Consider the following 20,441-nt stretch of genomic DNA (forward strand, 5'->3'; position numbering starts at 1 on the left):
TCAGTCACCTCCAAAACGGTTGAAGAACCAGGTCTTCACAAAGTGGGTAATAAGCGAATAGCTGAGCAGGAACCCGACGATCCAGACCCAGTATACCGCCGGAAGCGCCACCAGGCCGAGCGCCGCGGCAAACGGGGAGTACGGCAGCCAGGCGCCCACCCCCATGATGGCCAGGGTGGTCAGCGTCATCGGCACCGAGGCGCTGGAGCCGAAGAACGGGATGCGCCGGGTGCGGATGATGTGCACGATGAGCGTCTGGGTCAAGAGCGACTCCACGAACCAGCCGGTCTGGAACAGGTGCGCAAGCCCCTCCTTGGTGGCGGCCGTCGCCCCCGGCGCGTTGTAGGCGCTGCAGGCGAAGAAGTACCACATAAGCGCGAAGGTCGCGTAGTCGAAGAGTGAGCTGATCGGTCCCACGCAGATCATGAAGCGCTTGATGTTCTCGATGTTCCACTTAAGCGGCTTCGCCACCAGCTCTTCGTCGACCCGGTCGGTCGGGATCCCGGTCTGCGAGAAGTCGTAGAGCAGGTTGTTGGTCAGGATCTGGATCGGCAGCATGGGGAGGAAGGGGAGCAGGTAGCTCGCGCCCAGCACCGAGAACATGTTGCCGAAGTTGGAGGAGGCCCCCATCCTGATGTACTTGACGATGTTGGCGAAGACGCGCCGCCCCTCCATGATCCCCTCTTCCAGGACCAGGAGGCTCTTTTCCAGAAGGACGATGTCCGCGGTCTCCTTGGCGACGTCGACACCCGAGTCCACCGAGATCCCGACGTCGGCGGCCTTAAGCGCCGGCGCGTCGTTGATGCCGTCGCCAAGGAAGCCGACCACGTGCCCCGAGCCGCGCAGCGAGCGGACGATCTGCTCCTTCTGGGCCGGGCTCAGTTTCACGAAGACATCCACGTCCTGGACCACCTGGTCGAACTCGCTCCCCGAGAGCCGGGAGAGATCGGCGCCGGTCAGCATCCGGTCCGCCTTGAGCCCCACGTTGGTGCAGACGCGCTGGGTCACCAGGCCGTTGTCGCCGGTTAAGACCTTGACGCGGACCCCTGCCTGCTGCAAGAGCCCCAGCGCCTCGCTCGCCTGCGCCTTGGGGGGATCGAAGAAGGCCACGAAGCCTAAAAGCACCATCTTCGACTCGTCCTCGACGCTGAACGAGGTCTTCTGGCGCGGGAACTCGCGGTAGGCGATGGCCAGGACCCGGAATCCCTCGCGGTTCTCGCGCTCCACCTCTTCGAAGAGGTTGTTGCGGATCATCTCGAAGAGCGGGAAGACCTCCTCGCCGTTTTGGTAGTGGCTGCAGCACTCGTAGATCTCTTCCACCGCCCCCTTGCAGATGAGCACGTGGTCTCCCTCGTAGTCGACGACCACGGACATGCGGCGCCTCTGGAAATCGAAGGGGAGCTCGTCCACCAGGCGGCAGTACTCCACGTTCAGCTCGGTGTGGTCCATGATGGCGCGGTCGATCAGGTTCCTTAAGCCCGTCTGGTAGTAGCTGTTCAGGTAGGCGTAGGTGAGGACGTCCTCGTCGGTGCGCCCGGTGATGTCCACGTACTTCTCCAGGACGACCTTGTCCTGGGTGAGCGTGCCGGTCTTGTCGGTGCACAGGATGTCGATGGCACCGAAGTTCTGGATGGAGGGGAGCCTCTTGATGATCACCTTCTTGGCCGCCATGGTGAGCGCGCCCTTGGCGAGGTTCACCGTGACGATCATCGGAAGCATCTCGGGGGTGAGGCCGACCGCGATGGAGAGGCTGAAAAGCAGCGCCTCGAGCCAGTCTCCCTTGCTGATCCCGACGATCAGGAAGACCGCCGAGGTCATCACCAGCATGAAGCGGATCATGAGCCAGGTGAAGGAGCGGGTCCCCTTGTCGAAGCTGGTCTCTTCGGCGCGCTCGGCGAGCGAGGCGGAGATGGAGCCGAACAGGGTGCGCATGCCGGTGTTGATGACCACCGCGCGGGCCGTGCCGCTGTTCACGCTGGAGCCCAGGTAACAGGCGTTGGGGAGCTCCCAGGCGCTGTGGTCGGTCTCGTGCCCCTTCTCGGCGTGCGCGCTCTTCTCGACCGGCATCGACTCCCCGGTGAGTGCGGACTGGCTGACGAAGAAGTCTTTCGCCGACAAGAGGCGGACGTCCGCGGGGATCACCGAGCCGGCGAAGAGGAGCACGATGTCTCCGGGCACCACCTCGGAGATGCGCACCTCGATCTCCTTGCCGTCTCTGACCACCAGGGTGCGCGACTGCACCCTTTTCCCCAGGGATTCCACCGCGCTGCTCGAGCGGCGGTCCAGGATGAAGGAGAGCCCCACCGACAAAAGGATCATCGCCCCGACCACGAGCGCACTCTTCAGGTCGCCCATCACCCCGGAGATCGCCGCGATCACCAAAAGCTGGATGACCAGCGGGCTCCTGGAGCGCTCCAGGAGGTCGGCCACGATACCCAGCCTCTTGGCGTGGGCCAGCTCGTTGGGACCGAACTCGCCCAGCCGCTTTTCGGCCTCCTCGCTGGAGAGACCTTCCTTGGCCTTGCTGTCGAGTTCCTTAAGCGCGTCGCGCACCGAGATCGAGCAGAGCTCGACCAGGCGGCGCTCGCTTTGTCCTTGAGAAGCGGTTTTACTTGCGGTCGGTGCCCCGGCGGAACGGCCGGTTAGCATGCTGGAAAACATGAACATCTGAAACTCTCCTTCAACTGCAACGAGTTCGTGCAGGCGGCAACGCTGCCGGGTGAACCGGGCGGCGGCCGCGGACACTGCCGGTAAAACAGGACGCAGTCCGGACGCAGCGGTCCATAAAGGACCTGACGCCCAAGCGGCGCGCCTGTTGGGCAGAGGATCTGCGCAAGGCTCGAACCGATGGCTGAATCTGTACAGAAGGGGGAGTTACTTATAGGCTAGAAACTCCCTGCATCTATTGGGTCCCGTTCCGGAAAACGGCAACCGTCAAAGCGTGCAGGAAGAGAGGGGGCTTTGAGGGGGTTACCGCCAGAGGAACGGGATGGGTAACGGATATTCGCTACTATGACTGTCCAATGTGTAGAACCACCACCTTTTCTTTTCGACGTAAACGGCAACAAAAAAGGCCGCGGGGGAACCGCGGCCTTGGTCTGCCGAAATCCGATTCCCCACTCGTAGTTTTTTCAGCAGTGCACAACGTAGGTCCCGAGGGACCAGCTACCTTAAGTAGAGCCTTAAGCCGGCAATACCTGGTCTACCCATTGGCGTCTTTCGACGTTTCCGGGCAGTAGCCTGTGTTTGTGCAAACGCCTCATGCTAACGAGGAACGTTACTGCCGGCCGAGGCCGGCTTACTTTTCTGTAAGTGCCGGTCCATCTTCAGGAAAATGGACCGACCACCTGTTTGTGTAACAGATTCGGGAGCCGATTGCAAGCTCTTTCATTATGATTTTTCCCAGCCTCCCCGTACAGTTGCCGGCTGCCGGGCGCCCCGTCCGGGGGAGCGCACGCCGGGCAGCCGCGGACCTGCAGAGAGATCGGAGCGCGGCGGCAGGAGCTGAAGGTACATGTTCCGCGGGCCTCCGCCTTGCCAAGGAGGTACGCTCAGCGGGCACAAAAGCGACCATCCCATGTACTTTGCCCCTGATTGCTGGTATAGTGCGACCTTGCCGGCTGCTTGAAGGCCGCGTTTTCGTTCACCGGTCGCTTGTCCCTCGACAGGAACTCCCCATGAACAACCTCGCCCCCCACGATGATCGGACGACTTCCTGCGCACGATTTTACGACCTCTCCCCTGTCCCCCACATCGCCCTGACCGGCGCCGGCACCATCGTCGACCTGAACGGCGCAGCGGGCGAGCTGCTCGGTAGCCACACGGCGCGCCCCGGAGTTTCCCTGGCGGCCGCGGTCGCGGAGCAGGACCTCCCCGCCTTCCGGGACTTCCTCGGCAAGATCATGGCGGGTGACTCTGCGGGGTGCACGGTAACCCTGCTGCGCGCTGGCGCCGCCCCGGTCTCCCTCCGCCTCGCCGGACGCCACGTCGCCGGAGCCGACCTTGTCCTCGTGGCGCTGTTCGAGCTTTCCGGCCCCGACCACCAACCCCGGGAGATGCTGGAGCGCGGCATCCTGAAGGTCATCGACGAGCAGACCAACATCGTCATCTGCGTGAAGGACCGCGAGGGGCGGGTCAGGTACCTGAACCAGGCGATGTCGCGCTTTCTGGGGAGAAGTCCGGAGGAGGTCCTCGGCCGGTGCGACCTCGAGCCGATCGCCGACGCGGAGCAGGTGGTCCAGATCCGGGCCAACGACCGGCGCATCATGGATACCGGCTGCACGGAGTGCTTCGAGGAGAGCGGCACCTCTGCCGCGGGACCCTGGACCTACCTCTTCACCAAGTCCCCCTACCTGGACCGCGCAGGGAACAGCGTCGGCGTCGTCGGGATCGGCCTGGACATCACCGCCCGCAAAAAGGCCGAGGAGACCCTGAAACGCTACGCGCAACGCCTCATCGTGGTCGAGGACGAACTGAGAAAGGGGATCGCCATGGAACTGCATGACGACGTCGGCCAGGAGCTGACCGCGCTCACGCTGAACCTGGCCATCATCGGGCGCAACCTCGGCGCGGACGCCGCCCAGGCGCTGCGGGGGACCATGGAGGACTCGCGCCAGTTGATCAAGGCGATCCACCGCTCGGTACGCAGCCTCATGGTCTCCCTGCACCCGACCCAGCTCGAGGAGTACGGCCTGGTCTCGGCGGTGCTCACCTACGCCAAGCAGTACCAGGAGCGCACCGGCATCGCCGTGACGGTCAAGACCGCGCCGGATTTTCCCAGGCTCGCCTCGGGAAGGGAGATCGCCCTGTTCCGCATCACCCAGGAGGCGCTGAACAACGTGCTCAAGCATGCCGAGGCGACCGAGGTCTCCATCGTCTTGACCCGGGATACCTCCTCGGTGCGGCTTTGCCTGGTCGACAACGGCAAGGGGCTCGCGCTTCCCCACGGTTTTCCGAGGCTCACCGAAACGGGCTGGGGGCTCACCATCATGCGCGAGCGGGCCGAGCTGGTCGGCGGCCGCTTCGCCATCGCGAGCGAGGCGGGCCGGGGGAGCACCATAACCATCGAGTTCGACGAGGTGCGCTGACATGGCAATAAAGATTTTAGTGGTGGACGACCGGGAGATGATCCGCACCCAGCTGAGCCAGTTTCTCGGCGACTACCCCGAGTTCTGCGTGGTCGGGGTGGCCGGGGACGGCGCGGAGGCGGTTGCCCGGACGGCGGAGCTTGCTCCGGACCTGGTGCTCATGGACGTGTCGATGCCGGGGATGGACGGTATCGAGGCGACCCGGCTGATCACCGAGCGGCTCCCCCGGGTGAAGGTCGTGATGCTCACCCTCTACACCTCCGCGGAGAACTGCGAGCGCGCCCTGCGGGCCGGGGCCGCCGGGTACCTCCTCAAGGACAACGTCGTCGAGGAAGTCGTCGACGCCATCAAGGCGGTCATGACGGGAAAGACGTTCTTCAGCCCGGCTCTCGAGCCGATCGATTTCGGAAGCGGCCCGATCTGACACACCCCCCTCCTCTAGCCCTCTCCCCTTTTTTCCCGCTCAATCCGGTACAATGGAGTGGACGGAACAACCGGAAGTTCACCTCTTAACCAGAGAGAGGACATTGTGCGCAACTACGATTACTTTCCCGACCAAGAGGACGATCCGTGGGCGCAGGTACAGCTGACCAAAGAAGCGATCCGCGCCCGCTCGACCCTCATTATCTATACCGTGCTGCTGACGGCACCCTTTGTCGCGCTGGTCGCCTGCGGGGCCTACTTCTGCGGGCTTAAACCCAACGAGGTGCTGGGGATCTCCTGCTACAAGAGCATGCTCTCGGCGCTTTTCTTCTTCGACACGCTGAGAAACGCGGCCCACCACTGTTTCGACGAGGCCCAGGCAGACGGGCTGGTCAGCTGCCCCAAGGGGGTTCCGGTCATCGACCCGAGCTACCCGCACCGGCGCCTGGCCCGACTCTCCTTCGCCATCGGAGGGCGCATCGCGCGCAGCAAAAACCGCTAGCAGCTTCCCCTTGAAAGCACCGCGAGCTCACCGGGGAGGGCGGCTAACCACCCGCCCTCGCCCACCATTCCCCCGCCGCTCAAACTCCCCCCTTTCGCCGCTGAAGTCCTGCCGTATAAGGGTCGATAAGCTCATGAAACGTGTGCTCGGGGAGGGCAATAACCAAGTGGGAGCCACTGCCGCCCTTGGCAGAGGCGTCCGCTCTTTCAGGCAGATGGCGCAGCACCCGGCTCCACCGGTGCCGCCGCCCCCCTCTTGCCTGTCCCTCAACCCTTCCCCTGCAGTTCCCCGCAGCTTCCTCCCCAAGCTTCAGCATGACGCCCCCCTTTGTAGGACTTCTCCCTCATCGCTCTCGGACAGACACCCTGCTTCGAATCAGACGTAACAGCCGCTGTGCCGGCAGAGCGCTTGCTACCTCTAAGACAACGGTTCAGGCAGCACCGACAGTTCTCTACAAAACAATACATCGGTAGAACAATCGGTTCCTTGGCAGCAGCGGCGCTTTCGGCGTCTCGGAGAAAGGCTGCAACATTTCACCAGCAGGGACCCGAATCTTGGCAGCACACACTGCAGGTCATGCAGCGGGTACGGGACGCTGTCCCACCAGCAACAAAGGAGGGTATTGTCATGGCAAGCTCAGCTTTCCTACGGATACGAGTTCGATGGTTCGTCGCAGCACTCTTACTGACCGCCCTCTCCCTCGCCGGATGCAGCGGCGGCGGCGTATCGGCAGGTTCCTCGGTCACTCCACCCGCCACCGCCGACCCGGGAGCACCAAGCTCTGCGGCGAGCGATCCGGGCGCCCCGCCGGCAACGCCGCCCACCACCACTACCGGCGGCAGCGTCGCCGCCAAAACCGTCCTGGTCCAGGGGAACGTGGTGGGTGATGCCGCGGCCGCCCTCACCGGAGCCCCGCTCCCCGGCAACGCGCCCGTACCGGAAACCCCGAGCTTCGTCCCCCTTACCGCTCCCATCACCATCACCCTCGTCGACGAGACCGGCAGCGTCGCCGCGAGCCAGACGGTGAGCGCCGCCGACGGCAACTTCGCGCTCATCGCCTCCTCGGGGCACACCTACATCCTGCTGTTCGCCGATGCGGCGAGCGGCAGGACCATCGGGCCGCTCATGGTGGACCGCCAGACCGGCCGGGTCTCCTTCAGCCTCGCCAGCGACTCGAGCGACCTCAACTTCGCCTCGATCACCATCGACTCGCAGCTCGGCAAGGCCTGGTGCTGGACCGATCCCATCGTGCCGCTCCCCACGGCGGCCATCCCGGTCGACTCGGTCCCCTGGCGCGGTACCTCGAACATCCCCACCGACGGCACACCGAGCCCGCTCTTCGGCGCGGTCCCCTTCACCCAGAAGATGCTCCTGTTCGAGGAGTTCGGTCCCGAGCCGATGCCGGCTGCCGCGGCAAGCGGCAACACCCCGCTCCCGCAACCGGCCAACCCGAAGAGCGGCCCGAACGTGGCGCAACTGGAGGCCTTCCTGGCCCAGGAGGGGCTTGCCCCCTTCCCCACCCGGCTTGCCAACGTGAACGAGTCGAACCCCTGGAAGGCTGCCATCGAAGCCTACCTGGGGCGCCCGCTCGGGCAGCCCCCCGTGGGGGTACCGGGTCCCGCCGAGGGACGTCCCCCGGGTGAAGACTGGGCCCACCAGAGATGGGACGACCTCTACCCGCAGAAGTACTTCGTCACCGCCCAGGCGGGGGCCCGGGTAAACGGCGGCCTCCGCGACGCCAAGCAGCGCCACGGCTACAGCCAGGGCGAGTTCGGCCCGGGCGGCCTCTACCACAACACCGCGGGCTTCGCCAACACCGAGGGGACCACCAGGGGGATCGGCGTGCGCATCCACCCGAGCATGCCGCTGCAAAGCCCCAACTCGGTCTGGACCTTCGACGGTACCCTGCCGCCCAAACTGCTGCAGGCCCGCTACGGCGAACCGGTCATGATGCGCCACTACAACGCGCTCCCCATCGACGAGACCGCCAACAACGGCTTCGGCAGGCACACCATCACCACCCACGAGCACAACGGCCACTCCCCCGCGGAGAGCGACGGGTTTGCCGGCTCCTTCTACTTCCCCGGCGAGTTCTACGACTACCGCTGGCCCTTGCAGCTTGCCGGTTTCAGCAACAACAACAACGACGCCGGCGCCATCAACGCGGCGGCGAGCGACCCACGGGCCGCCATCCCCTGCGAAGCGGGCGAGAGCCTGCCGGTCCTGATAAACGGCGTCTCCACCGTGAAGAGCTGCGTAAACGGGCGCATCAACATCCCCGGCGACTACCGGGAGACCATGAGCACCCACTGGTTTCACGACCACATGCTCGATTACACCGCGCAGAACGTCTACAAGGGGAACGCGGTGATGATGAACTACTACAGCGCCCTGGACCGCGGCAACGAGGCGATCAACGACGGCGTGAACCTGCGCTTCCCGAGCGGCAGCGCCCTTAGCTGGGGCAACCGCGACTACGACGTGAACCTGCTCTTCGCCGACAAGGCCTGGGACGCCAACGGCCAGCTCGGCATGAACATCGCGAACCACGACGGCTTTTTGGGCGACCAGTTGCTGGTGAACTGGCAGTGGCGCCCCTACCTCGAGGTGCGCGCCCGTCAGTACCGGATGCGCATCCTGAACGGTTCGGTCTCCCGCATCCTGGCGCTTTCTCTGGTGCAAGAGGTGGCCGGCTCGGGCGGCGAACTTCCCGGCCCGGCGGGTTCCGGCGTCTCCTACAACCGGGTCCCCTTCTACATGATCGCCAACGACGGCAACATCCTGGAGCACTCGGTCCCCTTCGACGGCAAGATGGACCTGATGAACGACGGCAACCCGGACCAGTGGAAGGGGCAGCTCCCCGCCCAGGGGATCGCCGAGCGCTACGACATCGTCATCGACTTCTCGAAAAACGGCGTACAGCCGGGCGACAAGCTCTACTTCGTCAACATCATGGAACACCAGGACGGCAAGGGGACCAAGGGAAAGGTGCCCCTGGGCGACATCCTCTCCGGCAAGTACAACCCGGTGGTCTCGAACAGCCAGTGGATCAACGGCGATCCGGCGTGCTGCAAGGTGCTTGAATTCAGGGTGAAAGCCTACAGCGGCACCGACCTCTCCATGAACCCCGCGGACTACGTCTCGGGCAAGGCCTCCATGATCCCGCTCGCCATCGACCGCCACTCGGCCGAGGTGAAAAACGCGCGGCACCACACCTTCGAGTTCGTGCGCTCCAACTCCAACGGCGGGCACGGCACCCCCTGGCAGATCAAGGTGGACGGAGGCGACGGCAACACCATGGATCCCCACCGCGTCTCGGTGATCCAGCACGGCGACATCGAGGCCTGGCAGATCAAGGGGACCGGCGGCTGGACCCATCCGGTGCACATCCACTTCGAGGAGGGGATCATCCTCTCCCGCGGCGGCAAGGCCCCGCCGGAATGGGAGAAGTGGGCCCGCAAGGACATGTACCGGGTCGGCCCCGAGGCAGAGAGCACCGGGGTCCTGGAGATCGCCTACCGCGCCCGCGACTTTTTGGGCGACTACGTCGAGCACTGCCACAACACGATCCACGAAGACAACGCCATGCTCCTTAGGTGGGACGCCCGGAACAAGAACGCCCGGGTCGCCGACACCCCGATGCCGACCTTCGACGGGGTCTTCTTCGAACCGAGCTTCGCCCTCCCCCTGGCCGACACAGGCGACGGCGTGGGTCCGAAGACCACCGTGCCGTAACCGGCGAGCATTCCCCCCTCCCCTTGCGGGAGGGGGGTAGGGGTGGGGGAGGCAGCCAGAGAGAAAACAGCAGTTATCTCTCCCCGCAGCACCAAAGAGAAAGGAGCGAGCCATGTTATCCGGAAAGATCACCTTCTATGCGACACTTTTCATGCTCATCGCCCACCTTGTGCTCGGTTCCGGCCAGGCCCGCGGCGCCGTCGGCTGCGATCTCAACGATCCGGACCGCGACGTAGCGAGGCTCTTCCCCGGTTCGACCGGCTACAAGACCGTCTACATCGACCTCAGGAAACTCGGAGGGGACCGGCTGGTGGCCCAGGTCGAGTCCCGCCTGAGGGACCGCCTGCACGGCCTCTACGAAACCGTCGACGTACCCTACACGGTGTACGTGATCTACCAGGGGAAGAAGAAGATCGGCTACATCCACGGCGTGAACCAGAAGGGGCGCTACGGGGGGATCGCGGTCTTTTTGGCTCTCGACCTAAACGAGCGTATCAAGAGCTTTTACATACAGAAGATAAGCGGGCCGGAGGCCGGGAAGTTCCGCACCGGCGAGTTCGGCAGGCAGTTCGCCGGGCTTTCCCTGAAGGACTTCGAACTCTACGACGTGGTGAGCGGCAAGGGGGGGGGCAAGGTCTCCGGGATTGCCAATCCCGTCGGCGAATCCGACCCCGACTTCCGGCTCACCCTGCGCGGCACCAAGAAGAACCTTTTATTCGTGAACGAGTTTCTCAAGCTGGCCTCCCAGTGGCCGCCGCCCAAGGGAAAGACGGCCCCGTGAGGTGCCGGGCACTGCCATTAAGTCAGCGCTCCCCCGCCCCTTGCGGGAGGGTGGACTCCTGGCATTGCTGCTCTTAACGTAATGGCAAGGGGGGACAGGGGGATTTAGCACCGCCGGCCAACCGGCAAAGCCCCGGGTCCAAAGAAATCGGAAGCAGCTCGCTATCTACCATAACGACGCGCGGCGGGCGGTTTGTCACCGCAGCCCGCCACAGCACGAGCATACGGAGGGTACGACCATGAAAACGACCATGACCGGAAAACTGAGCGCACTCCTCGCCCTGGCACTTTGGGCAACCGCCGCGGGATGCTCCTCGAGCACCCAGCCCCCGCAGCACGCGGCGGCCCAACCGGGCCGGGCGCAGATCATCGAGAAGGCGAGCATCGTGAAGTCGGCGAGCCCGCCAAGCGAGGCGCAGATCGTCCAGGCCATCGACGCCTCGGGTGCCATGCGGCGGGCCGACGGCAGTTTCAGCGTGATACCTCCCATAAAGGTCGCGCAGCTGGGAAAACAGGGGGGCGAGGGAGGCTGGCCGGTCAAGGCCCGCTTCCAGCTGAAGGTCAAAGGAAGGGAGGCGCTGGCGGAGACCACCAGCTCATTCAGGGTCTTTCTGGTACAGGAGGGGCCCAGCCGCCAGGTCTGGAAGGCGGAACTGGGAACCTAGCGGCTAGCGGGTCAGGTTGTGGGTCAGGGCGTAGTGCATCAGCTCCGAGTTGTTGGCGAGGTTGAGCTTCTCCAGGACCCGGGTGCGGTGGGTGCTGATGGTCTTCACGCTCAGGGCGAGTTCGAGGGCTATGGCACCCACCGTTTTTCCGTCCGCGATCATCCGGAACACCTGGTACTCGCGGTTGCTGAGCAACTCCTCCAGGGGCTTCTCCGGATTGCCGTCCAGGCTCGTCACCAGGGTTTCGGCCACGCTCGGGCTTATGTACTTCCCTCCCTGCATCACCTTCTTGACCGCACTCATCAGCTCGTCCCAGGCGCACTCCTTGTTGAGGTACCCCGCCGCGCCGGCCCTGAAGGCGCGCACCGCGTACTGTTCCTCCGGGTGCATGCTGATGACCAGCACGGGAAGCTTCGGCTGGTGCTCCTTGAGGACCTTAAGGGCATCGAGGCCGCCGCGCCCGGGCATCGAGATGTCCATGAGGACCAGGTCGTAGCGGGCGTTGCGGGCCTTCAAGAGCGCCTCCTCGCCGCTTCTGGCCTCCTCGATGGCGAAGAGGTCGGGGACCTCGTTGAGAATCTGGATCAGCCCGCGCCGGAAGATGGGGTGGTCGTCGGCGATGAGTACCTTTATCATAGAGCAACTCCTTCAGGGGCCTTTCCCAGGGGGATGCCGACGCAGACCGAGGTCCCGGCGCCGGGGCGGGATTCGATGGCGAGTGCGCCGCCCAGGAAGCGGGCCCGCTCGCGCATGCCGACGATTCCCAGCGATCGCGGGTCGCGAAGCTCCTCCTCGCGCGCGCCGCGGCCGTCGTCGCTCACCCGCAGCAAAAGCTCTTCCCCGCTCTCCTCCAGGGTGGCGCAGACCCGGGTCGCCTCGGCGTGCCGGCAGACGTTGGTGAGCGCCTCCTGGAAGATGCGGAAAAGCGCCGTCGAGCGGTCCTGGTCCAGGTGCGCGCAGTCGCAATCGATCTCCACCGTGCAGGCGATGCCGGTGCGCTTGGTGAACTCCCGGCCGTACCATTCCAGTGCCTCGCTCAGCCCGAGGTCGTCCAAAAGCACCGGGCGCAGGTCGGCGGAAATCCGCTTCACGATCCCGATGGCGTCGTTGAAGTACCCTTCCAGCTGGCCGGCCTTCTCGGCAAGCCGCGCATCGTCCCCGGGCAATCTCTTCTTGAGCCACTGCAGGTCGATCTTCATGGCGGTCAGAAGCTGCCCCAGGTCGTCGTGGATGTCGCGCGAGATGCTGGCCCGCTCCTCCTCGCGCACCGTCTGCAGGTGCTCGTAGAGGCTGGTGAGCTCCGCAGTGCGCTCCCGCACCCTCCCCTCGAGCTCGGCGTTCAGGGTGCGCACCGCCTCCTCGGCCCGGGCACGCTCCCCGATCTCGCGCTGCAGCTTGGCATTCGACTCGGTGAGCTGTGCGGTGCGCTTTTCCACCCGGCCCGACATGGTGCGGAAGCTGTCCGCCAGGATTCCCAGCTCGTCGTTGGATTTGTGGGCGATCTGAACCGGGTGCTCTCCCCGTTCCATCCCAAGGATGGCGCGGGTCACCTCGCGCAAGGGGCGCACGATGAGCCTGGTCACCCAGGCGGAGGTGGCAAAGGCGATCAGCACCCCCGCCAGCGAGATGGCCAGCCCCGACCTGATGGTGGCGTTTAAAACCTGGTGGTAGTTTGCGTTGGTCGCCTGGGCATCGCGGGAAACCGACTGGGCGAAGTGGCGCAGCGAGATCTCGATGATGTCGATGCGCTGGTCGATCTGCGCGTCGATCTCGGAAAGCGGTCCGGGGACCGGAGCACCGCGCTGGATCAAGGGGAGCATCTGGCGCTCGTAGATGTCGACGATGTCGCTGATGGCCTGCCCGGCGAGCCCGACGTCGGCCTTCTCCTCCCGGGTCTCCGCGGCCCGGGAGATCCGCGCCAGCTTTTCGAGGGCCGTCTTTTTGCCGGCGGTCCAGAGCCGTGCGGAGCCGGCCAGGTCGCGGTTGATGACCGAGTTGGCGATGATCTGGTACAGGTCCTCGCCGATGTGCTGGGCGTCCGAGGCGAGTTCCAGCTCCTCTCCGCACTGCACGGTGCGGTGGTAGAGCTTCTCCAGCTTTTGCAAAGCCTGGAAGTTGACGGCGACGACGGTCATCAGCAACAAAAGGCAGATACCGAAGCCGCTGGTCAGTTTGACACTTATCTTGTTGAACATGGAAGCCAGCCGATCCTTCCCACCGAAGACACCACACTTTCAAAAACTACCTTCAGTGTTCATCCTCCGATGCAGAGTACTCTTTGCAGGCTCATTTTATAGTATTTGCCGTGTCATTCAAGCATTTTGATTGGACCAACGTCCGCTGCGATCGTTATAGAGTGTCCGCTAATACTACTGCCGAGCATCCGGTCAGGAAACCGGAGCAGATCCAAACTGAGTTTTTCCACGTTCGCACACGTTCAAACCGCTCTCGCCTGGGCGAGACGCCGGATGCGGGAAAGCCGACGAGCTCTGGGTTCTTTTCCACAAGGATCCGCAAGCCCGCGTCCTCCCTTTGAAAACGGGGGGACAGGGGGATTCGCCTTTCCCTCCTAGCACATCTCCAGCGCCGCGCCGATCCTGGTCTTCAGCTGCCCGATGTCCTGCGAAGAGAAGTCCGTGACGATCTTCAGGTAGTTGGTCCCCAGCCCGTTTCTCACCAGCGACTCCACCTTCACCGCCTCGACGTTGAAGGTGTGGCAGGACTGCAGCACCAGGTCGATGACCAGGTCCGGCCTGAGCAGGTCGACCTGCTCCTTCAGTACCTCCATCCTCCCGGTGTTCGGGGTCATGCAGGCGCAAGGGATCTGCAGAGAGCGCGTGGCGATGGCCCTGAGCGGGTCGCCCGTGGCCGATTCCTGCAAGCTTGATAACACACCTCTTCTCATCCGGGATCCTTAAGCGGCCGGATACTAGCAGATCTCTTCACCCTAGACCAATTCATATCATTAACGAGACGGCTACCACCCATCGCTTTTGTCGATAAAGAAACGTATCAGATACACCGCACCTCATGACAGCTGCCTCCCCACCTTCTCCTCACAGCATCCCGTCACCAGTCCCTGACGTTTTAGTCAGAATAACTTCAGTTGTGAAAATGGAGAGGTTCACTATCATTAGAGGCAAGGAGAGCTCCATGCACATTCTGGTTATCGAGGACGAACCCAAAGTCGCGGGTGCCCTGAAAGACGGGCTGGAAGCGGAAGGCTACCTTGTCTCGGTCGCCCCAACCGGCGAAGACGGTTTCTTCCGGCTCACTACCGAGGTCTTCGACCTCGTGCTTCTAGACCTGATGCTCCCCGGGCGCGACGGCATCGAGATCCTCACCGCGCTCAGAAAACGGGGGTTCGAGACCCCGGTCCTCATCCTCACCGCCCGTGATTCCGTCGATGATCGGGTGCTCGGGCTGGACAGCGGCGCCGACGACTACCTGGTGAAGCCGTTCGCCTTCCCGGAACTTTTGGCGCGGATCCGCCTGGTGCTGCGCAGGGAGAAGAAGGAGAAGGAGCCGGTGCTGAAACTCGCGCTCCTCGATCTGGAGATGGACCTGATGACGCGCAAGGTGGCGCGCGGGGGGCAAGAGCTCGAGCTTACCACCCGTGAGTTCGAACTCCTCGAATACCTTCTGCGCAACCAGGGGGAAATCGTCTCGCGCGAGATGCTCTCGAGAGACGTATGGCAGGTCAAGGACCGTTCCACACCGCTTGACAACGTGATCGACGTACACATCGCCCGGCTCAGGCGCAAGATCGACGGCCCCTTCGACCTCAAGCTGCTCAAGACGGTGCGCGGCCTGGGCTTCACCATGAACGGCGAGGGCGCATGAGATCGAGACTGAGCATACGTCTGCGCCTTACCCTTTGGTACTCGGCAGCTTTGGCAGGGATCATCCTCTGTTTCGCCCTGGGTGTCTACTGGTCGGTCCGCTCCAGCCTTTTCAGCAGCCTCGATGCCCAGTTGGAACGGGACCTGGCCACGGTGACCCGGGTGGTCCGGGACGAGCCCCAGGAGATCAACGAACTGGCCCAGCACGGCTCGGTCGACCTGTTCCAGGTACGGCAGGGAGATGTCGTACTGGTGGAAACCGGTGACTGGACCAAAGCAGCCCCGGAAAAGGCGAGCGTCACGAGGGCTGACGAAGAAGCGAGGTCGTGGAGTGCCGGCGGCAACGGGTTCCGCCTCAAAGCGGTAACGGTAAAGGCTCCCGGACACGCCTACCGGGTAACGGTCGCCGAGGACGAACAGAACCTGCGGGCGAGCCTTAAAAGTCTTCGCGTCATCCTCTCCCTGGGCGTTCCCCTGGCGCTCGCGCTCGCCCTGATCGGCGGCTACCTTTTGGCCGGACGAGTCTTGGCACCGATCGGAGCCATGGCGCAAAAGGCCGGGGAAATCACGGCGGATCGGCTTTCCGAGCGGCTCCCCTACGCTCATGACGACGAGTTCGGCCAACTGGCCCGGGTCTTCAACGCGACCTTCTCCCGCCTGGAGGAGTCCTTCGAAAGGCTGCGCCGCTTTACCTCCGACGCTTCCCATGAGCTCAGGACGCCGCTCACCACGCTGCGCAGCGTCGGGGAGGTCGGCCTGCAAAAAGGGCTGGACGCCGCGGCGCTGCGCGAGGTGATAGCCAGCATGCTCGAGGAGGCGGACCGACTTACCGAGCTGGTGGAGAACCTGCTGACCTTGAGCAGGGCCGAATCGGGGGCCCTTAAACTAAATCCGGAACCAAGCGAGCTTGGCGTTTTAGCGGCCGAAGTAATCGAGTTCCTTGGGGTGCTCGCGGAAGAGAAGGAACAGACCATCACGCTGCGGGCGAGCTGCGCGGTACCTGCCGACATCGACCGTACCACGCTGCGCCAGGCGCTGATGAACATCCTGGACAACGCGATAAAGTACGCAGCGCCCGGAACCGACATCGTCGTTCGCACCGAAGTATCGGGGGACGAGGCCGTCATCGAGGTCGAGGATGCCGGTCCCGGCATCGCCCAAGAACACATCGCCAAGGTGTTCGACCGCTTCTACCGGGTCGACACCGGGCGTTCCCGGGATGTGGGGGGAACCGGGCTCGGTCTGGCCATCGCCCGCTGGGCCGTGGAGATGAACGGCGGCCGCATCTCTTTGGACAGCACCCCCGGCAAGGGGAGCACCTTCAGGATCACCCTTCCCCTCGGGAAGGTTTGATTACCTCGCAGTACGGTCGGCACAACATAATGACAGGAGGAACGTTGATGAGAAGAGCATTCCAGGCGGGAGTAACAACCGGAATCGTCAGTTTGCTGGCAGGTGCGGTCCTTGCCGTCACGGCCTTTGCCCAACCGATGGCCTTCCCCGAGGGGACCGCTACCCCCCCGGAAAACTGCGGGGGGTGCCACAAGGCGATCTACCGGGAGTTCGCCTTCGGGTTTGGCAGCGACATGCACTACAATCCCACCAGCATCCCCCAGCAGGAAGGGGCAGCGATCCCCATGCCGGCCGGTGTCTCGGCGACGGCGACCGCGCACGCCTTCGCCGGTACCGAACAGTACCCGATCCACGCCCGCGAGGCGGAAGAGGAAGGGAGGTCCTGCAATGTCTGCCACTACCCGGAGCCGTTTGCCGTTCCGGACCTCAACGTGGCAGAGATGACCAAGCCCAAGGGGCGCCCGAAAGCGAAGGAAGCGGTGGGCATCACCTGCGCAAGCTGCCACCTGACTCCCGAAGGGAAGATCAGGGCGGCTCACACCGTAAGCGCTCCCCACGAGACGGTGGCCGATCCTGCCATTCAGACCTCGGCCATGTGCGCCTACTGCCACAGCATGGGGAAAAGGGTCGTCGGCAAGCAGACCCAGACCTTCCTGGAGTGGCGCGAAGACTTCTTCAAGCCGGGCCTGGGCAAGCAGCAGTGCCAGGACTGCCACATGCCGCGCACCATGCGCAAGGTGGCCGAGGACTTCGACGGCCCCGAACGCCCCGTGGCGCGCCACCTCTGGACCGGCGGACGTTCGCAGCAGCGGCTGGCAAGTGCACTCAGTATGGCGATCAGCCAGCCCGATGCCGGCAAGCCTGCCCTCGCCTTCCACGTCATCAACGTGGGGGCCGGCCACTCGGTCCCCACCGGCTCCAACCGCCGCGCGATCTACCTGAGCGTCGAGGTGACCGACCAGAAAGGGAACAAGGTCACGAACCGGGAGTGGATGTTCGCGCCTTCCTACGGCAACCGCCCCGACGATAAAAAGTTCCTCGAAGAGGACAAAAAGCGCCCCGATGCGGTTGCCGCAAGCCAAGCCGACGCCCAGGGGCCGCACGAGGCGATCATCAGGGCCGGCGAGGAGCGCATCCTGCCGTGGGCCCCGGAACTCAAAGCCGGAGAGTACACCGTGAAGGCCCGGCTCGTCTACGACCTGAACCGTTACAACAACCGTTCCTTCCGGGAAGATCAGACCGAGATAAACAGTACGACCCTCGCCATCAAGGTGAATAAAGGGTGACTTGACCATTCGGGGCCCGAGAGACCTCGGGCCCCGGATGAGCTTACGAGGAGCAGCAGATGAAACGCGACATGACCGGCATTTTCCTGGTACTTCTGACCTCAGTCATGACCCTGGCTATCACCGCCCTGCCAGCCCTTGCCAAGGGGACGCACACGATCGACTTCGTCCGGGGCACCCCTGGGGCCGAGGCCGCCCCCTTCAGCGCGCTCGTTGGCGTCTGGCACGTGGATCGGGACGGAACCCGCAACGTCTACGCCGCAGACGGCAGGAGTTGGGAACAGGGGCTCATGGCTCCCGGGGGAGCGGAAAAGGCGAAAGCGCTCTATGGCGAGGGTTCCGCCGAGTTCCTGCGCAACCTGGAGAACTACCGCTACTATCCGCTCACGGTATTTAAAGAGCTGAAAAGCTTCAGGGAGGGGAGTATCGAGGTCTCGTTCAAGCCGGTGAGCGGCAGGATCGACCAGGCTGCGGGGATCGCCTTCAACATCAAGCCAAACGGCGAGTACCTGGTACTGCGGGCCAATGCCCTGGAGGACAACCTGGTCCTTTTCCGGATGGACCAGGGGAGGCGCTCGACGGTACAGTGGATCGGCAAGGTGCCGGTCCCGTCGAACCGCTGGCACACCCTGAAGGTCGTGGTGAGCGGCAAGAAGATCGAGGGGTATCTAAACGGCACGAAGTACGTGGACTACCAGTGGAACGAAAAGATCGACGGCAGAATCGGGCTCTGGTCCAAAGCCGACTCCTTCGTTTTCTTCGACAAGTTATCGGTGACAGCAAAATAACGCCTGCAGGGCCCCCCGCACCATCGGGCAATAATCCGGCAGGATCAAACTACCTCCTTTCTCGGACGGCGTGTACAATACAATAATCCGAAACAACAGGAGGGACATCCCATGAAACAAGTAAAAGCATATTCAGTTGCCAGCTCGACAGCCCAGTTCGCCCCTCAAAGCATCCCGCGCCGTGCCACCACCGAACGCGACGTCCAGATCGAAATCCTTTTTTGCGGCATCTGCCATTCGGACCTGCACACGGCCCGCGACGAGTGGCATAGCGTCATGCCCACCACCTACCCGTGCGTCCCGGGTCACGAGATAGTCGGCCGGGTCACCGAGGTAGGCTCCGCGGTCACGAAATTCAAGGCCGGCGACCTCGTCGGTGTCGGCTGCCTGGTAGACTCCGACCACGGCTGCCCGAGCTGCCAGGCTAACCTCGAGCAGTTCTGCCCCGACGCGACCTTCACCTACAACTCGCCGGACAAGCACGGCACCGCACCGGTCACCTACGGCGGATACTCGGAAAGCATCGTGGTAGATGAATCCTTCGTGCTGCGCGTACCGAAGAACCTCGAACTGTCTGGCGTGGCACCGCTGCTCTGTGCAGGGATCACCACCTACTCCCCGATGCGCCGCTGGGGCGACCTGAAAGGGAAGAAGGTCGGCGTGGTGGGACTCGGCGGACTGGGACACATGGGTGTCAAGTTTGCCCGCGCCTTCGGCGCCCACGTGGTGGTCTTCACCACCTCGCCGGGCAAGAAGGAAGCCGCACTGAAACTGGGGGCTCACGAGGTGATCGTCTCCAGCGATCCGGAACAGATGAAACAGCACGCCGGCACCTTCAATTTCATCCTCGACACCATCGCCGCCGACCACGACATCAACGCCTATATCAACATGCTCGGACTCGAGGGGAACATCACCCTGGTCGGCGCTCCCGAGACCCCGCTCAAGCTCTCCGCCTTCGCCCTCATCTTCGGGCGCAAGAGCATCTCGGGCTCCCTCATCGGGGGCCTCAAGGAGACCCAGGAGATGCTCGACTTCTGCGGCGAGCACAACATCACCTCGGACGTTGAGGTGATCCCCGTCCAGAAGATCAACGAGGCCTACGAGCGTATGGTCAGGTCGGATGTAAGGTACCGCTTCTCCATCGACATGGCCTCCTTGAAAAATGAGTAGCCGGAACTAAAGGAGGCGCCGTTTTCCCGGACGATGCTGTCCGGCGAAACGGCGCTTCCACCTCCCTCCACCGGTCCTAAGGACCACCGGGCGCCTTACGCTGCACTCCTCCCCTGCTCCCCACTGCAACCTTCAAGCTACCTTATCGTCCCCGTGTGGCCGCAGAACTTCTCAAGAGCGGCTGAGTGCCACTTAAGAGCGGTTGAGTGCCACCAAAGAGCGGTTATGTGCCACTCAAGAGCGGTTGTGTGCCACTCAAGAGCGGTTGAGTGTCACCAAAGAGCGATTGTGTGCTACTCAAGAGCGGTTGAGTGTCACCAAAGAGCGGTTGAGTGTCACCAAAGAGCGATTGTGTGCCAATCAAGAGCGGTTGCGTGTCACCAAAGAGCGGTTGTGTGTCACCAAAGAGCGGTTGTGTGCCAATCAAGAGCGGTTGCGTGTCACCAAAGAGCGATTGTGTGCCACACAAGAGCGGTTGAGTGTCACCAAAGAGCGATTGTGTGCTACTCAAGAGCGGTTGAGTGCCACACAAGAGCAGTTGAGCGGTAAAAGCTTGTCACGAGCAGGCGATACGGCCTGTAAAATCCTTTGTGTAAATGGCCATTTTCGGTTAGAACCCACTCGATAGGAGGGAGCCGATGGCCAGTGTAGATGAATTGCTTGATGCTTTGATTAAAGACTGCAAGAAACCAGAAGACATAGTTGGCGAAAACGGCCTTCTGAAGCAGCTGACTAAGCGTGTCCTGGAGCGGGCAATGCAGGTCGAGATGACGGATCATCTCGGCTACGAAAAGCATTCCCCAGACG

The 20,441-nt window shown here is 63.4% G+C and carries 17 protein-coding genes and 1 riboswitch; of the genes, 13 read left to right on the plus strand and 4 right to left on the minus strand.

The window, feature by feature from the left end; all coding sequences use genetic code 11:
* Nucleotides 1-2,667: a magnesium-translocating P-type ATPase gene (gene mgtA, locus GMST_RS09480; protein ID WP_198424545.1), complete on the minus strand. Its 2,667-nt coding sequence runs from the start codon at nt 2,665-2,667 to the stop codon at nt 1-3.
* Between the two features lie 441 nt (nt 2,668-3,108).
* Nucleotides 3,109-3,279: riboswitch (M-box (ykoK) riboswitch) on the minus strand.
* 398 nt (nt 3,280-3,677) lie between these two features.
* Between mgtA and GMST_RS09485 the strand changes: the two genes are divergently transcribed.
* From GMST_RS09485 to GMST_RS09510, 6 genes are all read left to right on the plus strand, one after another.
* Entirely contained in the window at nt 3,678-5,087 is a 1,410-nt protein-coding gene (locus tag GMST_RS09485; RefSeq protein WP_183354392.1) for a sensor histidine kinase, read from the plus strand.
* Nucleotide 5,088: 1 nt separating this feature from the next.
* On the plus strand, nt 5,089-5,511 hold the full coding sequence (locus GMST_RS09490) for a response regulator (RefSeq protein ID WP_183354393.1): 423 nt from the start codon (nt 5,089-5,091) through the stop codon (nt 5,509-5,511).
* A gap of 105 nt (nt 5,512-5,616) precedes the next feature.
* On the plus strand, nt 5,617-6,012 hold the full coding sequence (locus tag GMST_RS09495) for a hypothetical protein (RefSeq protein WP_183354394.1): 396 nt from the start codon (nt 5,617-5,619) through the stop codon (nt 6,010-6,012).
* A gap of 627 nt (nt 6,013-6,639) precedes the next feature.
* Nucleotides 6,640-9,747, plus strand: coding sequence for a multicopper oxidase family protein (locus GMST_RS09500; RefSeq protein ID WP_198424546.1), 3,108 nt, complete (start codon nt 6,640-6,642; stop codon nt 9,745-9,747).
* 112 nt (nt 9,748-9,859) lie between these two features.
* Nucleotides 9,860-10,528, plus strand: coding sequence for a hypothetical protein (locus tag GMST_RS09505; RefSeq protein ID WP_183354395.1), 669 nt, complete (start codon nt 9,860-9,862; stop codon nt 10,526-10,528).
* A 238-nt stretch (nt 10,529-10,766) separates the two neighbouring features.
* Nucleotides 10,767-11,192: a hypothetical protein gene (locus tag GMST_RS09510; RefSeq protein ID WP_183354396.1), complete on the plus strand. Its 426-nt coding sequence runs from the start codon at nt 10,767-10,769 to the stop codon at nt 11,190-11,192.
* Nucleotides 11,193-11,195: 3 nt separating this feature from the next.
* Here GMST_RS09510 and GMST_RS09515 read toward each other — a convergent pair whose 3' ends face one another.
* The 3 genes from GMST_RS09515 to GMST_RS09525 all read right to left on the minus strand — a co-directional run bounded on the left by GMST_RS09515 (nt 11,196) and on the right by GMST_RS09525 (nt 14,085).
* Nucleotides 11,196-11,828: a response regulator gene (locus tag GMST_RS09515; RefSeq protein WP_183354397.1), complete on the minus strand. Its 633-nt coding sequence runs from the start codon at nt 11,826-11,828 to the stop codon at nt 11,196-11,198.
* Nucleotides 11,825-13,387 carry an ATP-binding protein gene (locus GMST_RS09520; RefSeq protein WP_183354398.1) on the minus strand — a complete coding sequence of 521 codons (1,563 nt, stop codon included), beginning with the start codon at nt 13,385-13,387 and terminating at the stop codon, nt 11,825-11,827. Before GMST_RS09520 ends, GMST_RS09515 begins: the two co-directional genes overlap by 4 nt.
* Nucleotides 13,388-13,761: 374 nt before the next feature.
* A complete protein-coding gene (locus tag GMST_RS09525) occupies nt 13,762-14,085 on the minus strand; it encodes a 2-hydroxyacyl-CoA dehydratase family protein (RefSeq protein WP_183354399.1) in 324 nt (107 codons plus the stop codon).
* 260 nt (nt 14,086-14,345) lie between these two features.
* Here GMST_RS09525 and GMST_RS09530 point away from each other — a divergent pair, with 260 nt between their 5' ends.
* The 7 genes from GMST_RS09530 to GMST_RS22175 form a co-directional block, all read left to right on the plus strand.
* Complete coding sequence (locus tag GMST_RS09530; protein ID WP_183354400.1) at nt 14,346-15,035, plus strand: response regulator; 690 nt, start codon at nt 14,346-14,348, stop codon at nt 15,033-15,035.
* Nucleotides 15,032-16,387, plus strand: a complete 1,356-nt coding sequence (locus tag GMST_RS09535; protein ID WP_183354401.1) for a sensor histidine kinase — start codon at nt 15,032-15,034, stop codon at nt 16,385-16,387. The genes GMST_RS09530 and GMST_RS09535 overlap by 4 nt, the downstream gene beginning before the upstream one ends.
* Nucleotides 16,388-16,434: 47 nt before the next feature.
* Entirely contained in the window at nt 16,435-17,673 is a 1,239-nt protein-coding gene (locus GMST_RS09540; RefSeq protein ID WP_183354402.1) for a hypothetical protein, read from the plus strand.
* Between the two features lie 59 nt (nt 17,674-17,732).
* A complete protein-coding gene (locus tag GMST_RS09545; RefSeq protein WP_183354403.1) occupies nt 17,733-18,461 on the plus strand; it encodes a LamG domain-containing protein in 729 nt (242 codons plus the stop codon).
* A 111-nt stretch (nt 18,462-18,572) separates the two neighbouring features.
* A complete protein-coding gene (locus tag GMST_RS09550) occupies nt 18,573-19,634 on the plus strand; it encodes an NAD(P)-dependent alcohol dehydrogenase (RefSeq protein WP_183354404.1) in 1,062 nt (353 codons plus the stop codon).
* A gap of 202 nt (nt 19,635-19,836) precedes the next feature.
* Entirely contained in the window at nt 19,837-20,262 is a 426-nt protein-coding gene (locus GMST_RS09555; RefSeq protein ID WP_183354405.1) for a hypothetical protein, read from the plus strand.
* Between the two features lie 10 nt (nt 20,263-20,272).
* On the plus strand, nt 20,273-20,441 hold a 169-nt coding region (locus GMST_RS22175; protein ID WP_371873118.1), incomplete at its 3' end, for a transposase.

This window comes from Geomonas silvestris (assembly GCF_014193515.1).
GTDB lineage: Bacteria > Desulfobacterota > Desulfuromonadia > Geobacterales > Geobacteraceae > Geomonas > Geomonas silvestris.

Coding starts and splice junctions, on each gene's coding strand:
- GMST_RS09550 (WP_183354404.1), top strand. CDS start 18,573: ATGAAACAAGTAAAAGCATATTCAGTTGCCAGCTCGACAGCCCAGTTC.
- GMST_RS09510 (WP_183354396.1), top strand. CDS start 10,767: ATGAAAACGACCATGACCGGAAAACTGAGCGCACTCCTCGCCCTGGCA.
- GMST_RS09490 (WP_183354393.1), top strand. CDS start 5,089: ATGGCAATAAAGATTTTAGTGGTGGACGACCGGGAGATGATCCGCACC.
- GMST_RS09515 (WP_183354397.1), bottom strand. CDS start 11,828: ATGATAAAGGTACTCATCGCCGACGACCACCCCATCTTCCGGCGCGGG.
- GMST_RS09530 (WP_183354400.1), top strand. CDS start 14,346: ATGCACATTCTGGTTATCGAGGACGAACCCAAAGTCGCGGGTGCCCTG.
- GMST_RS09535 (WP_183354401.1), top strand. CDS start 15,032: ATGAGATCGAGACTGAGCATACGTCTGCGCCTTACCCTTTGGTACTCG.
- GMST_RS09520 (WP_183354398.1), bottom strand. CDS start 13,387: ATGTTCAACAAGATAAGTGTCAAACTGACCAGCGGCTTCGGTATCTGC.
- mgtA (WP_198424545.1), bottom strand. CDS start 2,667: ATGTTCATGTTTTCCAGCATGCTAACCGGCCGTTCCGCCGGGGCACCG.
- GMST_RS09505 (WP_183354395.1), top strand. CDS start 9,860: ATGTTATCCGGAAAGATCACCTTCTATGCGACACTTTTCATGCTCATC.
- GMST_RS09500 (WP_198424546.1), top strand. CDS start 6,640: ATGGCAAGCTCAGCTTTCCTACGGATACGAGTTCGATGGTTCGTCGCA.
- GMST_RS09540 (WP_183354402.1), top strand. CDS start 16,435: ATGAGAAGAGCATTCCAGGCGGGAGTAACAACCGGAATCGTCAGTTTG.
- GMST_RS09545 (WP_183354403.1), top strand. CDS start 17,733: ATGAAACGCGACATGACCGGCATTTTCCTGGTACTTCTGACCTCAGTC.
- GMST_RS09485 (WP_183354392.1), top strand. CDS start 3,678: ATGAACAACCTCGCCCCCCACGATGATCGGACGACTTCCTGCGCACGA.